This window comes from Soehngenia sp. (assembly GCF_055108775.1).
Genome location: NZ_JBSQIL010000005.1, coordinates 24,934 through 47,628, shown reverse-complemented (window position 1 = coordinate 47,628; position 22,695 = coordinate 24,934). Strand labels below are relative to the sequence as shown.

At 33.7% G+C, this 22,695-nt stretch carries 23 protein-coding genes, 1 tRNA gene and 1 pseudogene; 21 read left to right on the top strand and 4 right to left on the bottom strand.

Going from position 1 to position 22,695, the window contains the following annotated elements:
- The first annotated feature begins 595 nt into the window (after positions 1-595).
- The 12 genes and pseudogenes from ACTB1H_RS01655 (at position 596) to hydF (ending at position 11,923) form a co-directional block, all read left to right on the top strand.
- Positions 596-1,471: an ABC transporter substrate-binding protein gene (locus ACTB1H_RS01655; RefSeq protein WP_463261094.1), complete on the top strand. Its 876-nt coding sequence runs from the start codon at positions 596-598 to the stop codon at positions 1,469-1,471.
- 24 nt (positions 1,472-1,495) lie between these two features.
- Positions 1,496-2,185 (top strand): ABC transporter permease, encoded by a 690-nt coding sequence (locus ACTB1H_RS01650; protein WP_463261093.1) that lies wholly within the window; start codon positions 1,496-1,498, stop codon positions 2,183-2,185.
- A complete protein-coding gene (locus tag ACTB1H_RS01645; protein WP_463261092.1) occupies positions 2,186-2,815 on the top strand; it encodes an ABC transporter ATP-binding protein in 630 nt (209 codons plus the stop codon).
- Complete coding sequence (locus ACTB1H_RS01640) at positions 2,815-4,041, top strand: molybdopterin molybdotransferase MoeA (protein WP_463261091.1); 1,227 nt, start codon at positions 2,815-2,817, stop codon at positions 4,039-4,041. Before ACTB1H_RS01645 ends, ACTB1H_RS01640 begins: the two co-directional genes overlap by 1 nt.
- A gap of 11 nt (positions 4,042-4,052) precedes the next feature.
- Positions 4,053-5,939: a molybdopterin biosynthesis protein gene (locus ACTB1H_RS01635; RefSeq protein WP_463261090.1), complete on the top strand. Its 1,887-nt coding sequence runs from the start codon at positions 4,053-4,055 to the stop codon at positions 5,937-5,939.
- A 10-nt stretch (positions 5,940-5,949) separates the two neighbouring features.
- Positions 5,950-6,909, top strand: coding sequence for a GTP 3',8-cyclase MoaA (gene moaA / locus ACTB1H_RS01630; RefSeq protein WP_463261089.1), 960 nt, complete (start codon positions 5,950-5,952; stop codon positions 6,907-6,909).
- Positions 6,893-7,360 (top strand): annotated as a pseudogene (gene moaC / locus ACTB1H_RS01625) (cyclic pyranopterin monophosphate synthase MoaC); the annotation flags it as partial. The gene moaA and the pseudogene moaC, both read left to right, overlap by 17 nt.
- 6 nt (positions 7,361-7,366) lie before the next feature.
- Positions 7,367-7,810: an MOSC domain-containing protein gene (locus tag ACTB1H_RS01620; RefSeq protein ID WP_463261095.1), complete on the top strand. Its 444-nt coding sequence runs from the start codon at positions 7,367-7,369 to the stop codon at positions 7,808-7,810.
- 190 nt (positions 7,811-8,000) lie between these two features.
- Complete coding sequence (locus ACTB1H_RS01615) at positions 8,001-8,252, top strand: TM1266 family iron-only hydrogenase system putative regulator (RefSeq protein WP_463261088.1); 252 nt, start codon at positions 8,001-8,003, stop codon at positions 8,250-8,252.
- Between the two features lie 2 nt (positions 8,253-8,254).
- The gene (gene hydE / locus ACTB1H_RS01610) at positions 8,255-9,289 is read left to right on the top strand and encodes a [FeFe] hydrogenase H-cluster radical SAM maturase HydE (protein ID WP_463261087.1); all 1,035 of its coding nucleotides are present in this window, start codon (positions 8,255-8,257) and stop codon (positions 9,287-9,289) included.
- 10 nt (positions 9,290-9,299) lie between these two features.
- A complete protein-coding gene (gene hydG / locus ACTB1H_RS01605) occupies positions 9,300-10,715 on the top strand; it encodes a [FeFe] hydrogenase H-cluster radical SAM maturase HydG (RefSeq protein ID WP_463261086.1) in 1,416 nt (471 codons plus the stop codon).
- A gap of 11 nt (positions 10,716-10,726) precedes the next feature.
- Positions 10,727-11,923 (top strand): [FeFe] hydrogenase H-cluster maturation GTPase HydF, encoded by a 1,197-nt coding sequence (gene hydF, locus ACTB1H_RS01600; RefSeq protein WP_463261085.1) that lies wholly within the window; start codon positions 10,727-10,729, stop codon positions 11,921-11,923.
- Positions 11,924-11,931: 8 nt separating this feature from the next.
- On the opposite strand, the gene ACTB1H_RS01595 is transcribed toward hydF, so the two are convergent.
- From ACTB1H_RS01595 to ACTB1H_RS01585, 3 genes are all read right to left on the bottom strand, one after another.
- The gene (locus ACTB1H_RS01595; protein ID WP_463261084.1) at positions 11,932-12,459 is read right to left on the bottom strand and encodes a general stress protein; all 528 of its coding nucleotides are present in this window, start codon (positions 12,457-12,459) and stop codon (positions 11,932-11,934) included.
- Between the two features lie 100 nt (positions 12,460-12,559).
- Positions 12,560-13,300: a GNAT family N-acetyltransferase gene (locus ACTB1H_RS01590; RefSeq protein ID WP_463261083.1), complete on the bottom strand. Its 741-nt coding sequence runs from the start codon at positions 13,298-13,300 to the stop codon at positions 12,560-12,562.
- Between the two features lie 181 nt (positions 13,301-13,481).
- On the bottom strand, positions 13,482-13,862 hold the full coding sequence (locus ACTB1H_RS01585; protein ID WP_463261082.1) for a hypothetical protein: 381 nt from the start codon (positions 13,860-13,862) through the stop codon (positions 13,482-13,484).
- A 210-nt stretch (positions 13,863-14,072) separates the two neighbouring features.
- Between ACTB1H_RS01585 and ACTB1H_RS01580 the strand changes: the two genes are divergently transcribed.
- The 9 genes from ACTB1H_RS01580 to ACTB1H_RS01540 are packed head-to-tail and all read left to right on the top strand — an operon-like array spanning position 14,073 to position 22,518.
- A complete protein-coding gene (locus ACTB1H_RS01580; protein ID WP_463261081.1) occupies positions 14,073-14,399 on the top strand; it encodes a hypothetical protein in 327 nt (108 codons plus the stop codon).
- Entirely contained in the window at positions 14,386-16,332 is a 1,947-nt protein-coding gene (locus ACTB1H_RS01575; protein ID WP_463261080.1) for a V-type ATP synthase subunit I, read from the top strand. The genes ACTB1H_RS01580 and ACTB1H_RS01575 overlap by 14 nt, the downstream gene beginning before the upstream one ends.
- 13 nt (positions 16,333-16,345) lie before the next feature.
- On the top strand, positions 16,346-16,825 hold the full coding sequence (locus ACTB1H_RS01570; protein ID WP_463261079.1) for a V-type ATP synthase subunit K: 480 nt from the start codon (positions 16,346-16,348) through the stop codon (positions 16,823-16,825).
- 19 nt (positions 16,826-16,844) lie between these two features.
- Positions 16,845-17,408, top strand: coding sequence for a V-type ATP synthase subunit E (locus tag ACTB1H_RS01565; RefSeq protein ID WP_463261078.1), 564 nt, complete (start codon positions 16,845-16,847; stop codon positions 17,406-17,408).
- 4 nt (positions 17,409-17,412) lie between these two features.
- Positions 17,413-18,414 carry a V-type ATP synthase subunit C gene (locus ACTB1H_RS01560; protein WP_463261077.1) on the top strand — a complete coding sequence of 334 codons (1,002 nt, stop codon included), beginning with the start codon at positions 17,413-17,415 and terminating at the stop codon, positions 18,412-18,414.
- Positions 18,407-18,715, top strand: coding sequence for a V-type ATP synthase subunit F (locus ACTB1H_RS01555; protein ID WP_463261076.1), 309 nt, complete (start codon positions 18,407-18,409; stop codon positions 18,713-18,715). The genes ACTB1H_RS01560 and ACTB1H_RS01555 overlap by 8 nt, the downstream gene beginning before the upstream one ends.
- Before the next feature lie 16 nt (positions 18,716-18,731).
- Positions 18,732-20,495 (top strand): V-type ATP synthase subunit A, encoded by a 1,764-nt coding sequence (locus ACTB1H_RS01550; protein ID WP_463261075.1) that lies wholly within the window; start codon positions 18,732-18,734, stop codon positions 20,493-20,495.
- Entirely contained in the window at positions 20,488-21,876 is a 1,389-nt protein-coding gene (locus ACTB1H_RS01545; protein ID WP_463261074.1) for a V-type ATP synthase subunit B, read from the top strand. Before ACTB1H_RS01550 ends, ACTB1H_RS01545 begins: the two co-directional genes overlap by 8 nt.
- A complete protein-coding gene (locus ACTB1H_RS01540) occupies positions 21,877-22,518 on the top strand; it encodes a V-type ATP synthase subunit D (protein ID WP_463261073.1) in 642 nt (213 codons plus the stop codon). It abuts the gene before it with no gap.
- A gap of 26 nt (positions 22,519-22,544) precedes the next feature.
- Here the strand turns inward: ACTB1H_RS01540 and ACTB1H_RS01535 are convergent.
- Positions 22,545-22,620 (bottom strand) — tRNA-Val (locus ACTB1H_RS01535).
- Between the last annotated feature and the right edge of the window lie 75 nt (positions 22,621-22,695).

Below are 22,695 nucleotides of genomic sequence, written 5' to 3'. Positions count from 1 at the left end.
GGACTTCATCCTTTCTGGGAGGTATTTGTTTGTTGCAAAAACATTGTACCATAGAGAGTTTGGAGTCCTCAATTTTCATTTAAGTTTACAAAACGTATAAGGATAAAAGGAGGTTTTTATGAAAAGGGTATTTGGATTTGGTACGTTTACTAATAAAACTATATGTTCGGTTTTGCTTGTATTAAGTTTTATACTTTCTTATAGTTTTATATATTTACAAAACTACACCATTGACTCAAACGGTAGCCAACTTGCGATGGATATATACAGCTTTTATTGGACATACTTACTACCTATTGTGCTTTTAGTATGGGTGAAATTCATTTGTGAATTTCTTTATAAACTATTAGAAAAAGAATAAACTCTTTAATGATTTAAATGTTTTGAGTGATAAATTTATTTATAAACATTTAGATAAATCATTATATTCCCCTATTTTTTAATTTAAGCATCTGAAAATACTAGCGTAAGAATAACCATCCTTTTAAGAGATAACATTAATATCTTAAAAGGATGGTTATTTTTCTATCAATCTCAAAGCTTGACATTAGCTGATTTAGAGTAATACTATAAAAATATAAAAGGAGGGAATATTTTGAAAAGTAGAAAAACGTTTTTCTCGATTTTGTTGTCATTGATTCTTGTTTTAAGTGCTTGTACTTCAACACCGGTAGAAGAAAATATAAGTCAGAACAACACTGAAAGCAATACTGAAAATGAAACGACGGCTCCTACTGGTAGCATTATCTTAGCTACAACAACTAGCACACAGGACACAGGATTATTAGATTATTTACTTCCATTATTTACAGAGGAGACAAATATCGAGGTTAAAACAATTGCGGTTGGCTCAGGAAAGGCAATCCAAATGGCTAGAGATGGAGAAGCAGATGTGCTACTAGTCCATGCAAAACCAGATGAATTAAAACTCGTGGAAGAAGGTTTTGCGACTGAAAGAAGAGACGTAATGTACAATGACTTCATTTTAGTTGGACCTGCTGATGGCAAACTGCAAAAAGGAAATGATATTTTAACAGCTTTAAAGGAAATAAATGACAACGAGTATACCTTTGTATCTAGAGGCGATGACTCAGGCACACATAAAAAAGAATTAGCTCTTTGGAAGCTAGTTGGGATAGAACCAACTGGAGAATGGTATATCGAAACTGGCAGTGGTATGGGGGATACACTTAAAGTTGCTGATGAAAAGAGAGCCTATACTATTGCAGATAGAGGTACTTATTTGAGTTTAAAAGACACGTTGGATTTAGATATTATCGTCGAAGGCGACGAGAACTTATTCAACCAATATGGCGTATTGCCAGTAAATCCAGAGAAGTTTGAAACGATAAATTATGAAGGCGCTGTTAAATTTATGGAATGGATTACAAGAGAAGACATTCAAAAGCTAATCGGAGAATATGGCGTAGAGGAATACGGTCAACCATTGTTTATTCCTAATTATAAATAGCAAATAAATGCTAAGAGGTGCAATATGAATTATATCTGGGATGGGTTTTTAAAGGCAATAGAATTATTGATTAGTTTCGATAAAGAGATTTATGAGATAATTGGACTTTCACTTTTTGTTTCAACATCTGCAACATTAATTGCCTCGTTCATATTTGTACCATTAGGTTGTTATTTTGGATTAAAGGATTTCAAACACAAGAGGGGTTTTTCTAGATTAGTTTACACATCTATGAGCATACCATCCGTCATAGTGGGGTTAGTTGTAGCCCTTTTATTTACGAGAAATGGGCCTTTGGGATTTTTGGGTATAATGTACACACCAAAAGCTATGGTACTAGCGCAGACACTTTTAGTATTGCCATTGATATTTGGGCTTACATATAATCTTGCAATGCACAGAGGTATGGACTACAAGCGAGTAGTAAAAACTTTAGGTGGAGGAGATTTTCACTCCACCATTCTTATAATTAGAGAATTGAATTCAGACATCATAGCAAATATCGCGACTTCTTTTTCAAGGGCAATTTCTGAGGTTGGTGCTGTTATGATTGTCGGCGGGAACATAAAAGGGCAAACCAGAGTAATGACTACGACTATATCTATGATGAATTCAAGAGGAGACTATCCAATGGCTATAGCTCTTGGGATTATACTATTGGTGATATCATTTGCCATTCACAGTATAATTTATTCTTTCAACGTGGAGGATTAAATGGAAGTTAAGGTAAGAAACTTAAAGAAGTATTATAAAGAAAATTTAGTTTTAGATATAGCTGATTATACATTTAAAGCAGGGCAAATAATCGGACTAAGAGGGCCAAATGGAGTTGGTAAAAGCACATTATTAAACATCATTGCTGGTTTGGATCCACAATTTGAAGGAGAAGTGCTCTATGACGGGAAACCCTTAGATGAAAAAATACAAAAAGAAATTACAGAAGTTTTTCAAAAACCATTTTTATTTAAGCGAAAAGTCAAAGATAATATTAAGTATCCAATGCTTTTAAGAAAATTAGACAAAGTTGAAATTGAAAGAAGGACTTTAGAATTAGCTAAAGCTTTAGAGATAGAAGATTTGCTAAATAAGAGAGGAAATCAACTATCAGGTGGAGAAGCTCAGAAAGTCGCTTTAGCAAGGGCTTTAGTGATAAGGCCTAAGTTATTGCTACTTGATGAACCCACTTCGAGTATTGATGAAGAAGCTATGATTACTATTGAAAATTGCATACTAGATTTTCACAAACAATCAAATGCTACTATAATCATTGTTACACACGATGCTATTCAATCAGATAGAATCTGTGATGAGGTAGTATTTTTAGAACGAGGGAGGATTTCTTAGTGGAATTTTTTAAAACTATTTTGATTGAAGAAGCAGTAAATATTATAAAAGAGGAGTTTAAAGACTATAAATTGGAATCAGAAATTGTAGATTTAGATGATGCTTACGATAGAGTGCTTTATGAAGATGTAATATCAAATGTGTTTGTACCAGAATTTGATAGATCAACAGTTGATGGATATGCAATAGTAGCAGAAGATAGCTATGGATCAACTGATACTATACCAACGGTGCTGGAAATCATAGGAGAAGTTAAAATGGGGGATAAGACAGAACTAGTGGTTAGCAGTGGAAAATGTGCTTATGTTCCAACTGGGGGAATGATACCCAAAGGAGCCAATGCCGTCATAATGATTGAAAACACTGAAAAGATGGATGAAAAAACTCTCTTGGTCCAAAAACCAGTGAGGATTCAGGAAAACATAATTAAACGAGGGGAAGATATTAAAGAAAATGAAGTTGTAATAGAAAGAGGGAAAAAATTAAATCCTGCTCATATCGGTGCTTTAGCAAGTCTAGGGATATCAAAAGTACAGGTATTTAAAAAACCTAAAGTTTTCATCATATCAACAGGAGATGAGATAATAGGAATAGAAGATAAATTAGAATTTGGGAAAATAAGAGATATCAATTCATATAGTTTAAAAGCCCAATCTAAAAAAGTAGGGTTAGAAGTTGTGGGAAATATAATTGTAAAGGATGATTTTATTCAATTGAAAGAGGCTATATCAGATGGATTAGAAAAAAGTGATATAGTACTACTTTCGGGGGGAAGTTCAGTAGGAGAAAGAGATTACACTAAAGAGGCAATTAATTCTCTGGGAGGAAAAGGCGTGCTTGCTCATGGAATCTCAATAAAACCTGGAAAACCCACACTTATTGCTAGTGCAAAAGGAAAACTTGTCATTGGCCTTCCAGGACATCCAGTATCTGCAATGACTGTATTTATGGCAGTTGTAGAGCCGTTTATAGAACAACTTTACAGCTTAAAAACTATAAAACCCACCATATTTGCAAAGATGACTGCAAATTTTCCATCTGCTCCAGGTAAAGACACATATGTCTTTGTGAACATAAAGAAAGAAAATGGAGAGTACTATGCTACGCCTAAATTTGGGAAATCAGGAATGATAACAAATCTTTCAAAAGCTGACGGATATATTGTTATTAAAATTCATGAAGAAGGCGTAAATAGAGGTGATTTAAGAGAGGTATATCTATTGTAGGAGGAGAAGCGATGAGTAGAAAAACTTATATTGACAATATAGATGTAAATATAGCAATTGATAAGTACTTCAATAAATTAGAGATAAAGCCCAAAGAAGAATCGATAAAGGTAAGAGATGCTTTAAACAGAGTAACTTCAAAAGCGGTGTATGCAAAACTCTCATCGCCGAGCTACAATTCTGCTGCTATGGATGGCATAGCTGTAATATCTGCTAATACTACAGGAGCAACAGAAAGTGAACCTAAGACATTGAAACTAAAACGTGATTTTATCTATATAAACACTGGAAATCCTGTAAAAGAGCCATATGATGCAGTGATAATGATAGAGGATTGCATAATAAAAGATGAAGATACAATCGAAATTTTATCTCCAGCTTATCCTTATCAACACATAAGGCAAATTGGGGAGGATATAGTAGCAACAGAGATGATACTGCCTTCTAAACATAAAATTAGACCAGTGGATATTGGAGCGTTGATATCAGGTGGGATTGATGAGATAAGTGTTTATGAAAAGCCAAAAGTTGCCCTTATCCCTACGGGGAGTGAAATAGTTGAAAATGTGGAGGAAGTAGTAGAAGGAAAGATCATAGATTCAAATTCATATGTATTCGAAAATCTAGTTTTAGAATTAGGTGGAATTCCCAACAAGGGTTCGATAGCAGTAGATGAATACGAAACAATAAAAGCAATGGTTTTAGAAGCTGTTGAAAAAAACGACATAGTATTAGTAAATGCAGGTTCATCAGCAGGTACAATGGACTATACAGTAGATGTAATCGATGAAATTGGAGAAGTGGTAGTGCATGGAGTAGCCATGAAACCGGGGAAACCAACTATTTTAGGAATAGTAAAGGGAAAACCTATCATAGGAATACCGGGATATCCCGTTTCTAGTTATTTAGTGTTTGATGTTTTTGTAAAACCAGTTATATTAAAATTTTTAGGACTTGAAGATGACAAGGATGAAATAGCAAAGGCCACCCTTACTAAAAGAGTAGTTTCATCTCTCAAAAATGAAGAAATAATCAGAGTAACTCTAGGGTTTGTTGATGATAAACTCATTGCAACACCCCTACAATCTGGAGCTGGAGTTATAATGAGCTTAGTAAAAGCAGATGGACTATGCAAAATACCAAGGAATGTAGAAGGTTATGACGTTTCAGATACAGTAGATGTGAAACTACTAAGACCACTCAATCAGATAAAAGAAAGTCTTGTTTCCATAGGAAGCCATGATATATGCATGGATATAGTAGCCGACATGATGAAACTTAAATCCACTCATGTAGGTAGCATGGGAGGTATACTATCTTTAAGACGTAGAGAATGCCATTTAGCACCAATTCATTTATTAGATGCTGATACAGGAGAATACAATATCAGCTATGTAAGAAAGTATTTTAATGGGGAAAAGATGGCACTCATAAAAGGCTTAAATAGAATACAAGGCTTTATAGTAGAAAAGGGAAATCCTCTAAACATACAATCGGTCAACGACTTAGTAAGGGAAGATGTAGTATTTGCAAACAGACAAAGAGGCTCTGGAACAAGAGTGCTATTAGATTACGAGCTGGCGAAAAACAATGTGAACCCAGAGGAAATAAAGGGATATCAAAGAGAATTTTCTACTCATATGGCTGTTGCTGCAGCTGTTAAGAACAAGAGCGCAAATGTAGGCTTGGGTGTATATTCTGCAAGCAAAGCTTTAGATTTGGATTTTTATCCTTTAAAACCTGAGGAGTACGACTTTTTAACTTATGCTAAGAACTTAGAGCTCGACAGGATAAAAGAGTTCATAGAAATACTAAAAAGCGAAGAGTTTAAAAACAGAGTTGAAGCCTTAGGTGGATATGGCTTTGAAAACATTGGCGAAATAATAATAATAGAATGACGGTGATTATATGAAAGATGCGTTTGGAAGAGAGATAGATTATTTGAGAGTTTCACTTACTGATAGATGTAATTTAAGATGTGTTTACTGCATGCCTGAAAAGGGAATAGCAAATAAACTACCCCATGAAGAAATGCTTACTCTAGAGGAAATGTATGAGATAATAAAAGTTTTTGTAAATACTGGGGTAAAAAAGATAAGATTTACAGGTGGAGAACCATTAGTAAGGCTCGGAGCTGTTAACCTGATAGAAAGAGTAAGCAAATTAGAAGGCGTTAAAGAAATCACGATGACTACAAATGGTATATTACTTGAGGATTATATTGAACCCCTTAAAAAAGCAGGACTTAATCGAGTAAACATAAGCCTTGATAGTTTAGACGCAGAAAAGTACAAAGAAATCACAAGAGGTGGAGATATACAGAGGGTAAAAAGGGCTATAAAGAAAGAAATTGAATACGATTTAAACCCTGTAAAAATAAATACAGTATTGATTGGCGGATTCAATGATGATGAAATAGAAGATTTTGTAAATTTAACTATAAATCATCCTATAGATGTTAGATTTATTGAACTTATGCCTATTGGAGAGGCTAAAAACTTTGCTAAAGCTAAATTTATCCCAAACACTACAGTGCTTTCTAGAGTGAGTGCATTAGAAAAAATCGAGAATGATGACATTCACTCGCCTGCACAATACTATAAGCTTCCAAACGCTATTGGCAAAGTTGGCCTTATAAATCCTATAAGTTGCAAATTCTGCAAAGACTGCAATAGAGTAAGGCTAACTTCTACGGGGAAATTAAAATTGTGTTTACACTCGAATAGAGAGATAGATTTAAAAAAATACCTATATGAAGGTGAAAATTTAGAAGAAGTGATTAGAGAGGCTATTTTGTCTAAAGAAAAAGAACATGAACTAGAAAAGGATATCACTATAAATAGAAATATGAATGAAATCGGGGGATAATATGGAATTTACACATTTTAATGCTGAAGGTTTACCTAAGATGGTTGATGTTGGAGATAAAGAAGAAACCGAAAGAGTTGCTATAGCTTATGGGAAAATAACGGCTAAAAAAGAAACCATAGATTTGATTAAAGAAGGAAAGATCAAAAAAGGAGATGTTCTACCCGTAGCACAAGTAGCTGGAATAATGGCTGCTAAAAAGACGAGTGATTTAATTCCAATGTGTCACAATATATTTTTGTCTTCTGTTGACATGACATTTAACTATGGAGAAAATTATATTGAAGTTTATTCTAAAGTAAAGACAACTTCTAAAACAGGGGTTGAGATGGAAGCATTAAATGCAGTCACAACATCATTACTCACTATATATGACATGGCAAAAGCAATCGATAGAGAGATGAGTATAGAAGAAGTAAAATTAATTAAAAAAACAGGAGGAAAATCAGGAACATTTTTGAGAAAATTAAAAGGCGAAGTAGTCTCTGTAAATATTTCTGATAAAAAGGGGGTTGTAAAAACTCCCATAGCAGAGGGCGAATTCATAGAGGACTTTGGACTTAAAAGCGATGCTCACGCAGGGAAATGGCATAGACAAGTGAGCTTGCTTGGAATTGAGAGTATAGAAAAAATGAAAAGAAATGGACTGGATGAACTGCAATTAGGAGATTTTGCAGAAAACATAACTACATCAGGCATACTACTTTATGAACTTCCCATAGGAACTCGATTAAAGGTCGGGGAATGTGAACTCGAAGTTACCCAAATTGGCAAGCAATGTCATGCTGGTTGTGCAATAAAACAAAAGGTCGGGGATTGTGTTATGCCAAGAGAAGGGATTTTCGCTAGAGTGATTAAGGGTGGGAAAATAAAAGCTGGAGATGCCATTGAAATATGTTGACAATATAATACGATTTTGTTAATATAATGACAAAGAATATTTTTCCGTTTTTTCGAGGGTATCCTTGATTGAATGGAATAAAATTTAGCTAATACCTAGGCTTTGAGAGTTGTCTTTAAGCTTTGAGGGATTTAGGGTTTTGTCATGACTTTAACTTCCCTTAGGGGAAGTTTTTTTTAGGGGTGATAATGTGAAAAAAATAGCAATGATTAGTGCTTTACTTGAAGACAGTGCAAATACACAGTATGAGTTTAATAAAATCGTAGCAAATTACAAAGACATAATTAAAGGAAGGATGGGGATTCCTTTCAATGAATATGATGTGGCTGCTATTACTTTAGTTGTTGTTGGAGATATAGACGAAATAAATAGCTTTACTGGCAAACTAGGGAATTTAAAAAATTGCTCAGTAAAGACATCTATATCTAAAAAGGAAGTGTAGCTATGGAGGAAATTTTAGAAAAGCTTTATGAGAATAAAAGCATTACAAAAAGAGAGCTAATTTATTTAATAGACAATGCAGATGAAAAGACAAAAGATAATATTAAAGTAAAGGCAAAAGAATTAAGTCGAAAAATTTATGGAAATAAAATCTACATTAGAGGTCTAATTGAGTTTTCAAACTACTGCAATAAAAATTGCATGTATTGTGGCTTAAGAAAGGATAATGAAAAGGCTGATAGATTTAGACTTACAAAGAATCAGATAGTGGATTCAATCGGGAAAGCTTATGATTTTGGATATAGGTCATTTGTAATGCAAAGTGGAGAAGATGAATATTTCACAAAAGAAATTCTATCGGATATCATAAAGACTTTAAAAGACAACTTCGAAGGGATAGCGATCACTCTATCGATTGGAGAGAGGAGCTTTGAAGAATACGAAGCATTCAAAAAAGCTGGAGCAGATAGATTTTTATTAAGGCATGAAACAGCAAATGAGAAACAGTATGGAAAGCTTCATCCTGGGATGAGCTTTGAAGAAAGAGTGAGGTGTTTACACGATTTAAAATCATTAGGGTATCAAGTTGGAGCAGGTTTTTTAGTAGGACTGCCAAACTCAAATTCTGAGACAATGGCAGAAAATCTCATTTTTCTAAAAAACTTACAGCCACATATGGTAGGCATAGGGCCTTTAATCATACATAATGACACACCACTTAAGAACTATATGAATGGTTCAGTGGAAGATACTATGTTTTTTCTATCACTAACTAGACTTTTATTACCAAAGGCAATGCTCCCAGTTACTACTGCAGTTAACACTTTAGATAAGAATGGGCTGGAGAAGGGAATACTCTCTGGTGGAAATGTACTTATGTTAAATCTTTCACCACCAGAGGTAAAAGAGAAATACAAACTTTATGAAAATCGAGAGACCAAAAGTGTCTACGACTTAGATAAAGTAAATGAAAGGCTAAAAAAGATAGGATATGAAGCTTACATTAAAAGAGGAGACCATATAGACTGGTCAATTTAGGAGGAATATCATGGAAAATAGTAAAAAGGAAGTTAAAGATTTTATCGATGACGAAAAGATATTTTCATTATTAGAGGAAGGTAAAAATTCAACAAGAGAAGAGATATTAAAAATCATACAAAAGTCACTATCAAAACAGAGGCTAAAGCCAATAGAAACTGCTAAACTCATAAATGTAGAAGATAAAGATTTACTTGATGAAATATTTAAGGCAGCTAATATATTAAAAGAAGAAATATATGGAGATAGAATAGTATTCTTTGCACCTCTTTACATTGGTAATAAATGCATAAACAACTGCAAATACTGTGGATTTCAAAGGGATAACACTGCCATAGAGAGAAAAACTCTAACTTTAGATGAGCTTAGAGAGCAAGTAGAAATCCTCGAAAGCAAAGGCCACAAGAGACTGATTTTAGTATATGGGGAGCATCCAGACTACGATGCTGATTTTATCGCTGAGACAATGAGAACTGTTTATGATACTAAAATTAACAATGGCGAAATAAGAAGAGTAAACATAAACGCAGCACCTATGGAAGTCGAAGACTACAAGAAGCTCAAAGAAGCAGGTATAGGCACATTCCAAATATTCCAAGAGACATATCATCACGAAACCTATAGTTATCTTCACCCCGAAGGCGACATGAAAGGAGATTATTCATATAGGCTATATGGGCTTGATAGAGCAATGGAGGCTGGGATAGACGATGTTGGCATAGGAGCACTTTTCGGTTTATATGACTGGAGATTTGAAGTCATGGGGCTTTTGTTTCATGCAATTCATTTGGAAGAAAAATTTGGAGTTGGACCTCATACTATTTCATTTCCTAGAATAGAGCCAGCTTTAAATAATGAATATTACAATCAAACTCAATATAAAGTTTCTGATGAAGACTTTAAAAAGATTGTTGCTATTTTAAGGTTGTCAGTGCCATATACAGGAATGATCTTAACTGCTAGAGAGACAAAAGAGGTTAGAAAAGAGATAATCCCTTATGGCATTTCTCAAATTGATGCTGGTTCAAGGATTGGAATTGGCGGATACACACTGGATACTTTAGCTCCAACAAAAGAGCAATTTCAACTAGGAGATACTAGGGAATTAGACGATGTTGTGCGAGAGATGTCAGAGATGAATTTCTTAAGCTCATTTTGCACAGCTTGTTATAGGTCAGGAAGAACTGGCGAGGACTTTATGTGTATAGCAAAACCCGGAGATATTCAACATTTTTGTGCAGCAAATGGAATACTGACTTTCAAAGAATATCTAATAGACTATGCAAGTCCCGAAACTAGAGTTCTAGGGGAGAAGATGATTGAGAAAGAACTTGAAAGAATTGGAAAAGAAAGTCCTAACAGAAGAAATTTGATAGAGAATAAGATTAAGCTCATAGAACAAGGGCAAAGAGATGTATTCATATAAGAGGGGAAATTATGGAAAAGACGCCAAATTCAAATAGGATTACCATATCAATCTTTGGGAATAGAAATGCAGGTAAGTCATCGATACTAAATTCAATAGCTAATCAAGAGGTTTCTATAGTAAGCGACATAAAGGGAACAACCACAGATCCAGTAAAAAAAGCAATGGAACTTATTCCAGCAGGCCCAGTGCTGTTTATAGATACTGCAGGGATTGACGATGAAGGGGAATTAGGTAGTTTAAGAATAAAGAAGAGCATGGAAATTTTAAGAAGGACTGATATTGCACTTTATATACTGGATGCTTTAGAAATTGATGTTTTGAGCTTAGAAAGACTTGAAAATGAAGCAAGATACTATGAGATTCCGTTATTGAAGGTTATAAATAAAACAGATCTATTAGATGAAGCTAAACTTAGCGAATTAAAAGAAAAACATACCGATGCCATATTTATATCTACAAAAAAAGAAGAGGATATAGAAAAATTAAAAGAAGAACTTATATCAATTATAAAATCAGTAGACGAAGAAAAACCTCTAGTAAGCGATATACTAAAGCCAAATAGCAATGTTATTTTAGTAATTCCGATAGACAAACTAGCTCCAAAGGGAAGGCTTATCTTGCCACAAGTTCAGACATTGAGGGATTTGCTTGACCATGGGATAAAGAGTTTTGTTGTCAGAAATACTGAACTAGAAAGCGCATTGAAAGACATCAATAAAGTGGATTTGGTTATAACAGATTCGCAAGCATTTAAAGAAGTGGATAGAATTGTTCCAAAAGAAATACCTCTCACAAGCTTTTCAATACTTTTTGCAAGACAAAAGGGCGAACTTTTTGAATTTGCAAAAGGGGTTAGTGCCATAGACAAATTAAAAAAAGGCTCTAAAGTATTGATAGCTGAAAACTGTACACATAATACAAATCATGAGGATATTGGCAGAAAGAAAATTCCTAATTTAATAAGGCAAAAGATGGGTTTTGACGTTCAATTTGATTTTAAAAGTGGATTCAACTTTGAAGAAAATTTGAGTCAGTACGACTTAATCATTCACTGCGGTGGATGCATGGTTAATAAAAGAGAGATTTTATCAAGGATAAGATTGGCAAAAGAAGCAAATGTACCAATAACAAACTATGGCATAACACTAGCATATCTCAATGGAATATTAGATAGGAGTATAGAAATATTTAAAGAAAGGGTATAAGGAAGGTCTTATACCCCTCTTTGCCTTTCTCTCAATATATTTTCTGATACTTCTTTTCCAATATCGATTCCATCTTCTTTAGGATTTAGTCCTAAATCCTCCCTTAAATCATCTGGAAGATCATCTACATCATAATTTTCATCTTTTTCTAACACTTCTTTGTCCTCAATTGGATAATACAGACCATCTTCTTTAAGTTCGTATTTGCTTTTGTAATTTGGATCTACCAATAGTATTAGTCTTCCATTTTTTACTTCATCATAATATTTTTCTTTCTCATCTTGAGATAAATCTAATCGGTTTAGGGCATCTATTACAGAGTCTTCTCCGCTTAAAAAACTTTTAAACCTATCCCATATAGATTCATCGTCTTCTTTTATTATCACATCTGTACTTCCTTTAATCATTGAAATATCTTCATCTTTGCTGGCTATAACATACATATCTTTTTCTTCATAGCCAAGAAGTTCAAGTTCAGTAACTCTTTTTAAAAGGCTTATCTCATCATCGAATACTTCGATTTTTTTATCTAACATAATATCACTCTCCTTTTTTTATACATACCCAAAAAAACAAAACTAAAAAAGCCGGTATGTATACCGACTTTTCTAGTAGGAGGAAAAAAGACTACCCATATCATGCATAGGCCTCATCAACTTTTATATAGCTGAGTTCTTTAGTATCTTTTATTATTTCATAACCAATATATCCTTGGTCAATCAGGGATTTTTGTACTTCTAGATTTGCCCATTTTGATAATACCAAATCAACAGGATTATAATATTTTTTATCTAAGTCATTGTGAAGAATAAATCTCCACAATCCATCTGAATCATCTGCTTTTGTTCCGTATTTTTTCTTTAAGGCTTTTATTTTTAATCCACCGCGCATGACATTATACAGACTATAGAAATTGTATGGAGAGACAGTGCACATAAAATGCTTAAAGCCTTCTTCTTTTGCTAGATCTTTTGCTTTTTCCAACGTGATTATCTGCAGACCATTTCCTCTATATAATGGATCAACAACAGTTGTTTCAAGGTGAACAACTTTATCTAGCTCATATTCAGGTAAATTTATATCATAACCTAAGTTTCGTTTTTCTTTTCTAGGGAAAGAAATATATCTATAAGCAATTAATTTATCTTGACTGTTTAATACACCTATAATCTTTGCTCCATTTTCAATATCTCCAAGCATATCCTCATACGAATCCATAAACAATACATCTTTGTTAGGAAGGTTCTCATAGACATAATGTTGAAGTTCAACTACTTCTCTTAATCTATCTTTTCCTATTAATTTCATTTTATATTCTTCTAACTGCATATCGGGTTTATGTTTATTTTTTATTAAAACTCCCTTTCCAAGCATCATACTATTACCTCCTTTTTTAAAAACTATCTATATTAACACATTTAATAGCAACTTACAACTTATATACAAGTTGTAAGTTTATTATACCCTTTTTTTATAAAATTATCAAGTTTTTAAAAAAAATTTATAAAAAAAATAACTTAGAGATTTCTCTAAGTTATTTAAATTTTAAGTAGCAATTTTATCCTAATAGATTAGGGACAGCTAAATGTATTATGAGCAAGACCAAATCGACAAACATCATTCTTTTATGCCATAAATAAAGTGGCTTTTTTTTCGTCTTATAATATGATATTCCTAAAATAGCGGTAATTAATATCCCTGAATATAAAACGAATCCAGTATGCAATCTAAATTCACCTAAAATCAGTCTTCCATGTATAATAGCTATAATTGCAATTAGTACTCCTGCTTGTTTATGGTATTTTCGAATTCTCTTTGACCATTTCATAAGTCCTTGATTTTGGTAATTATAAAAGCGTTTGTTGATGGTGTTTAATACAAAAGGACAAATCAAAAATAAAAATAAAAATGCACTTAGTGAACCCAAAGCTTTATACATAACAATTCCCCCTTTTTATTCATTTTTTATTTTTGTTATTATACCCTTATTTTTTGGGTATTTATCGAAAAGACAGTTTAAAAATTAATATTTTTCAATAATTAGAATTAATTGATTTTTTTTATTATTTGTTGATTTATTGATTTTGTTGTAATAAAATTAAGAATTAGAATGGGTATATTTTTGATATTTTAAGCTGGAGGTGATACAGTGGCAAAAGAGACTATAGAAATGATTAAAAATGCAGAGGATGAAGCTTTAAAATTGATTGAAGATGCTAAAGCATATGCAAAAAAAACTTTAGCTGATGCTCATTTAAAAGTAGAAGAAGAGTATAAAAAAATAATTGAAGAAGCAGAACTTAAGGGAAAAAATATAATTGAAGAAGCAAGAGAAAATGGTGAGTATATTGCTAATCCAATTTTAGAAGAAGGAAATAAGAAAGCTGAAAAGATTAAAAATATAAGTGATGAGAAATTAAAAGAAGCTAGTAATATTATTATCGAGAGGATTGTGAACAGCTATGGCAATAGTTAAAATGAGTGAGTTTAGCTTATTTGCTTTTGATATAAAAAGAGAAGATTTGCTAAAGACTCTTCAAAATTTTGGGTATGTACATTTTAACAATCTCAATGAAGAGCTCGAAGACGAAGCATTAAGCATAGAACCAGTAAGAGATTCACAAAAGATAACAGAAGTTGAAGCAAAATTATCTAAAGTTTCATCTGCTGTCAATATTCTCTCTAGATATGAAAAGAAAGAATCTGGATTAAAAGCTATGATGGATGGCAACAAGACTTATGATTTTAAAGAACTAGAACAGATAGTTGCAGATTCTAAATACATGGAATATGCAGATGAAGTGTTAGATATTTCTAAGAAAAAAGAAAGTTTGCGACAGAATATAGAACATTTAAAAGCAGAGATAGTTGAGTTAACACCTTGGAAAAATCTTGGAGTAAATGTAGATTTGATTTATGACACTCATTTTTCAGATATCTCTATAGGGACCGTACCAAAGAAATTAAAAGATAAGTTCTTAGAAATAATTCGAGATCAAAACAATCTATACTATGAAATTTTAAATGAGGATAAGACAAATCTATATCTATTATTGATAACACATAAATCAGATACAGAAGAAGTGATGGATACTCTAAAAAATGTAAGTTTTTCCAAAGTAAAACTTGATGGAAAACTTACCCCGATAGAAGAGATAAAAATAAGAGAAGAAAAGATACAAGAATATCAGAAGGAAATTGAAAAATTAGAAGAAGAATTAACAGATAAAGTCCGCTATTTAGAGGATTTAAAATTAGCTTTTGATTATCTAAACAATATCAAACTCAGACTTTCTGCAACTGAAAATTTTATAAAGACTGAAAAAGTAGTATATATAAAAGGATATATTCCAACAGAAAGGCTAGAAGAGTTTGAGAAAAGTGTAAGAGATGCATTAGGCAATGTATACTATTTAGAAGTGAAAGATGCTGAAAAGGACAATCCAAAAGTTCCTATATTGTTAAAGAATTCAGCATATGCTGAAACTTTTGAATCTCTCACAGGAATGTATGCTTTGCCAAAATACAACGAAATCGATCCAACTCCTTTCTTAGCGCCATTTTATACGATTTTCTTTGGTATGATGGCTGCGGATGTCGGATATGGTTTGATTATGCTACTTGGCACATTTTTTGTATTGAAAAAGTTTAATCTATCTCCAAGCCAGAGAAAATCAATAAAATTCTTTTATTACCTAAGTTTTTCAGTAATCATATGGGGATTCATCTACGGTTCAATGTTTGGAGATGCTGTCAAAATTCCTGGCCTTGTTGATCCAGCAACCGACTATAATACACTTCTAGTCTTGTCTATCGCATTTGGAGTAATTCATGTCTTTTATGCACTAGGGATCAAAGCATATATGCTTATCAGAGATGGGAAAGCCTTAGATGCAGTATTTGATGTAGGATTATGGTATGCAGCAATAGGTGGAGCTATTTTATTTTTAGTAAGCTCTATTGTTGATATCCCAAGTGTTTTAAGCACGATCGGATTAGTGCTGATGGTTGGAGGGATGGCAGGAATAATATTGACTGGAGGGAGAAGCTCAAAAAGCATAGGAGGTAAAATTGCTGGAGGGCTATATTCACTTTATGGAATTACAGGCTATGTAGGAGATTTTGTATCATACTCTAGACTTATGGCATTGGGATTAGCAGGAGGGTTTATTGCAGGTGCTATAAACATGATTGCTAATATGGTTTCAGGAATGGGAGTAATTGGTTTTGTACTAGCAATACTCATTTTTATAGGTGGGCAAGTGTTCAACCTAGGATTGAGTTTATTGGGAGCCTATGTCCATTCTATAAGATTAACTTTTGTGGAATTCTTTGGTAAGTTCTACGAAGGTGGCGGGCAAAAATTTAATATTTTCAAAGCCAAACCAAAATATATTAACTTAAAATAAGGAGGAAATTATAATGACATTTACAGAGTTTATTGTATCAAATGGTGGAGTATTTTTTGCAGGTTTAGGAATAGCTTTTGCAGTACTTTTTTCAGGTATAGGTTCAGCAAAAGGTATATCAATCGTTGGACAAGCAGCATCCGGATTGATTATCGAAGAACCTGAGAAGTTTGGTAGATCTTTAATTCTTCAATTGTTACCAGGTACACAAGGTTTGTACGGTTTTGTAATTGGACTATTGGTTTTAGGAAGATTAAATGCAGATATGTCTTTAGTTGAAGGAATGTATTTATTTGCTTCATGTTTGCCAGTAGGATTTGTTGGATGGCAATCAGCTATAGCTCAAGGTAAGACTGCTGCAGCAGGTATTTCGATTTTAGCTAAAAATGAAGAACACAGTACAAAGGGTATTATTTACTCAGTAATGGTTGAGACATATGCACTTTTAGCGTTTGTAATCTCACTTATACTTGTAAATTCAGTAAGTTTCTAAACAGTAAGGATGTGAAGATATGTCAAACTTAGAAAACCTTACCCAGAGAATAATAGAAGATGCTAAAAAAGAAGCTGAAGAGATAAGAAAAGAAGCAGATGAAAAAAGCAAAAATATTATCGGTAGTAAGGTATCTTTAGCACAAAACGAAGCTAAAAAAATAATAGATAAGAGCAAACAAGAAGCAGTGCTGATTAAAGAAAGAGCTATTTCGGCAGCCAAGTTAAAATCGAGAGATCAAGAGCTAGAAGCAAAACAATATATTTTAGATAGAGCATTCGAAAAAGCAAAACAACAACTTAAAAATTTAGACGATCAGAGTTTTGAGAAATTATTATCTGAAGCTTTAAAAGACATTAAAGAAGATTCAAGTGTAACCGTCATAATATCTGAGGACAAAAAGAATTTAGTGTCTAAATTCAACAAAAATTTCAACGTAGAAATAGATAATACAATTGATGGTGGTTTTATCATTAAAGAAGATAATGTCTATTATAACTTTACTTTTGATGCAATGATAAACGGATTAAGAGAGGAGCTTGAAACAGAAATAGCCTCTATCCTCTTTAAAGGAGAGGAGTGATGTAATGGACCGCATGGATTTCACACAGAGTGTTACGCGAATAAGGGTCATGGAAAAAAAGCTACTAGACTCTGTGACGATAGATAAATTAGTAGATGCGAAAGACTTAGATGATGTTTTAAGAATACTTCAAGATACTGAATATGCTGATGCCATATCAAAGATTAGCGACAAGAAAGATACTGAGAAAATTCTTTCTTATGAGCTCAATAAAAGCTTTAAAGAAATGCAGGAATTGTCGCCAGATGAAAGCATCATAGACCTTTTAAAATTGAAGTATGATTATCATAATTTAAAAGTGATGCTAAAAGAATACTTTATGAACACTGACCTTTCAAAAATGTATATACCAATTGGCACTGTGGATTTTGAGAAATTAAAAGCTTTTTTCTTAAGCTCAGATTATAAAAACATACCTGAGAAATTCAGGGAAGCTATAAATACAGTCGTAAAAGACTATGAAGAGAAAAAAGATCCTCAAAGAATAGACATTATCCTTGACAAATTCTATTTTGAAGATTTATATGATCTAGCTATAAAAACAGAAATAGAGATGATTGTTAACTATGTAAAAGACAATATAGATTTTATAAACATATTGACAGCTCTTAGACTTAAAAAACTAGACAAGGACATTCAATTTCTGCGAGATATCTTGATTGAAAATGGGAATATTGATCCAGAAGAGATAGCTATCATTTATCTTGAATCTCCTGATAATATGGTTATGAAGTTTAAGAATTCTAGAATAAGCAAATGGTTAAAAAATGGTCTAGAAACATACAACTCATCAGGAAGGATTTCTGCTTTTGAAAAGAGCATGGACAATCACTTGATTAACTTGATTAAAGAGTCTAAAACAGTCGTTTTTGGGCCAGAACCAATCTTTGCTTATCTCGTGGCTAAAGAAATGGAAATAAAGGTTTTGCGCATCATAATGGTATCAAAATTAAACAATATATCACCTCAGGCAATTAGAGAAAGGCTGCGTGAGCTATATGTATAAAATAGGAGTAATAGGAGATAAAGATTCAATATTGGCTTTTAAAGCCCTTGGAGTCGATGTATTTACAGTTTCTGATAGAGACAGTGCTAGAAAAGCTTTAGACAGTGCTGCTAGGGACAAATACGGGATTATATTTATCACAGAACAGATTGCTAGTCTTATTCCAGATACTGTATCTAGATATGACAAAGAGATAGTACCTGCGGTAATCCTCATACCAAGCAATCAAGGCACATTTAATATTGGTATGAATAGAATCAATGAGAATGTTGAAAAAGCCGTAGGCTCAAATATTTTATAGAAAGAGAGGGCTTAACTTGAAAGTAGGAAAGATCATAAAAGTATCCGGACCTCTTGTTGTTGCAGAGGGAATGGATGAAGCGAATGTTTACGATGTTGTTGAAGTTTCTGAAAATAGATTAATTGGTGAAATAATTGAAATGAGAGGCGATAGAGCTTCTATACAAGTTTATGAAGAGACAACAGGAATTGGGCCTGGGGATCCTGTTTATACGACAGGGGAACCTTTATCAGTAGAATTAGGGCCTGGACTATTGGAGACCATGTTTGATGGTATTCAAAGACCACTTGAAGCATTTAGAGATGCTTCGGGGGATTTTCTAGTAAAAGGAACAAAAGTAGACAATCTTGATAGAAATAAGAAATGGCATTTCACACCAACTGTTAAAGTTGGAGATAAAGTTACTGAAGGAGACATAATCGGAACTGTTCAAGAAACCGCATTGATTCTTCATAAGATCATGGTTCCGCCAAATGTCGAAGGAACTGTTACAAAGATTGAAGAAGGAGAATTCACAGTAACAGAAGAAGTTTGCGTATTAGATGATAAAATATCGTTGACAATGATGCAAAAGTGGCCAGTAAGAAGAGCTAGAGGATTTAAAAGAAAATTAAATCCAACAATACCTCTAGTAACAGGACAAAGAGTAATAGATACATTTTTCCCTGTAGCAAAAGGTGGTACTGCAGCTATCCCGGGACCATTCGGTTCAGGAAAAACTGTCGTACAACATCAATTGGCAAAATGGGCTGATACCGAGATAGTTGTTTATGTTGGCTGCGGTGAAAGAGGAAACGAGATGACGGATGTTCTTATGGAATTCCCTGAAATCATTGACCCTACCACAGGTGAGTCTTTGATGAAGAGAACTGTTCTAATTGCGAACACTTCGAACATGCCAGTTGCTGCTAGAGAGGCTTCAATTTATACTGGTATAACTATTGCTGAATACTTTAGAGATATGGGATATTCTGTTGCTCTTATGGCAGACTCTACTTCTAGATGGGCTGAGGCACTAAGAGAGATGTCTGGAAGGCTTGAAGAGATGCCAGGAGATGAAGGATATCCAGCATACCTAGCATCTAGAGCTGCAGAATTTTATGAAAGAGCGGGAAAAGTAATTTGCAAAGGTAGTGACGATAGAGAAGGAGCTATCACTGTAATAGGTGCAGTATCTCCTCCTGGTGGAGATATATCCGAGCCTGTTTCTCAGGCAACTCTAAGAATAGTTAAAGTATTCTGGGGACTAGATCATTCACTATCATATAAAAGACACTTCCCAGCTATAAACTGGCTAAATTCTTACACTCTTTATCAATCAAGCATCGACAAATGGATGAATGATAATATAGATAAAGAATTTGCAAAAAATAGAATTAAAGCGATGTCATTGCTTCAAGAGGAAGCATCATTACAAGAAATAGTTAGGCTTGTAGGTAGAGACTCGCTTTCGCCTGAGGATCAATTAAAGCTTGAAGCATCGAAATCCATCAGAGAAGATTATTTGCAACAAAATGCATTCCATGATGTCGACACTTATTGTTCGCTTGAGAAGCAAAATCTGATGTTAAAAGTAATTCTTAAATTCTATGATTTAAGTCTAGATGCATTAAACAAGGGAGTATATTTAAAGGATATTGAGAATATGGCTGTAAGAGAAAAAATAGCAAGAGCTAAGTATATAGATGAAGAAAGATTAGATGAGATTAAAAATATTGAAAAAGAACTTGAAACAGAGATTGCAAAACTCATTGAGGAAGGAGGCCTTCTAGATGCGTAAAGAATACAATACAGTAAGAGAAGTAGTAGGCCCATTGATGATTGTAGAAGGAGTAGAAGGCGTAAAGTTCGATGAACTAGTTGATATTGAACTAAAAAATGGAGAAAAAAGAAGAGGAAGAGTACTTGAACTAAATGGCGACAGAGCTATGGTTCAGTTATTTGAAGGCTCTGCTGGAATAAATTTAAATTCTACTAAAGTAAGATTTCTAGGAAGACCACTTGAACTAGGTGTATCTGAAGACATGATTGGTAGAATATTTGATGGGCTTGGTAGGCCAAAAGACAATGGCCCAAAGATAATTCCAGAAAAAAGACTTGATATAAATGGTTCTCCGATAAACCCAGTAGCTAGAGATTATCCTGAGGAATTCATTCAGACAGGTATTTCTTGTATAGATGGATTAAATACACTTGTTAGAGGGCAAAAACTTCCTATATTTTCAGGTTCTGGACTACCACATGGAGAAGTAGCAGCACAGATTGCACGACAAGCAAGAGTATTAGGAAGTGGTGAAAAATTCGCCGTTGTATTTGCAGCAATGGGTATAACTTTTGAAGAAGCTCAGTTTTTCATAGATGACTTCACTTCAACAGGCTCAATAGATAGAGCAGTATTGTTTATGAACTTAGCTAATGACCCAGTTATTGAGAGGATTGCTACACCAAGAATGGCACTAACATGTGCAGAGTATTTAGCATATGAAAAAGACATGCATGTATTAGTTATATTAACAGATATGACAAACTACGCAGAGGCTTTGAGAGAGACATCCGCTGCTAGAAAAGAAGTACCTGGCAGAAGAGGATACCCTGGATACCTTTATACAGACCTTTCAACAATTTATGAAAGAGCAGGTAGAATAAGGGGAAGAAAGGGTTCAATCACACAAATCCCTATATTGACAATGCCAGAAGATGACATCACTCACCCTATACCTGACCTTACAGGCTACATCACTGAAGGGCAGATAATACTATCAAGACAACTATATAAAAGAGGTATTGAACCTCCTATAAATATAGTCCCTTCATTGTCAAGACTAAAAGATAAGGGAATTGGCAAAGGAAAAACAAGAGAAGACCATGCGGATACTATGAATCAAATCTATGCGGCATATACCTCTGGTATTGAAGCTAGAGAGTTAGCGACTATACTTGGTGAATCTGCTTTATCAGACGCAGATAAGGCCTTTGCAAAATTTGCAGAAGCTTTTGATGAAAAATATGTAAATCAAGGGTACCACAACAATAGATCCATTGAAGAAACCCTAGACTTAGGGTGGGAGCTATTGAAATTAATTCCAAGAACGGAGCTAAAGAGGATAAGACAGGAATATCTAGACAAATACTTGCCTGTTGAAGAAAAAGGGGATGAGTAGATGGCTGTACTAGAAGTTAACCCTACCCGAATGGAGCTTACTAGGCTCAAAGAGAGATTAAAAACAGCTACTAGAGGCCACAAGCTCCTAAAAGATAAACAAGACGAACTTATGAGGAGATTTATAGAACTCATAAAAGAAAATAAAAGACTTAGAGAAGAAGTGGAAAGAGAATTAAAGGAAGCTTTTGAGTCATTTTTGTTGGCAAGTGCAGTTATGAGTCCTGAAATTTTAGAGGAAGCTGTTGCTTTTCCTAAAGAGAGCATCTCTGTAGATATAAAAAAGAAAAATGTAATGAGCGTTAGAGTCCCTGTGATGAATTTTATAAGAAAATTAGAAAACGACGAGGGAAGCATCTACCCATATGGATTTGCTCAGACTTCTCCAGAGCTAGATGAAGCTATTTCTACACTGTATGGCATAATGCCAAAATTGTTGGAATTAGCTGAAGTAGAGAAAGCTTGTCAGCTTATGGCAGATGAGATTGAAAAAACAAGACGAAGAGTAAATGCTCTAGAATATAGGACAATTCCTGAACTTCAAGAAACAATTAGATTTATAAGGATGAAATTAGATGAAAACGAAAGAAGCACAATAGTAAGACTTATGAAAGTAAAAGATATCATAAATAAAGAAAGTTAAAGCACCTAAAAAGGTGCTTTAACTTTTGGTGGGTGGTATTGGACTCGAACCAACGACCTCCACGATGTCAACGTGGCGCTCTACCAGCTGAACTAACCACCCAAGTACTATTATGATAGCATAAAGATTTGAGTATTTCAATAAATTTGTGGGTATAAATATTTAAAATATTTTAGG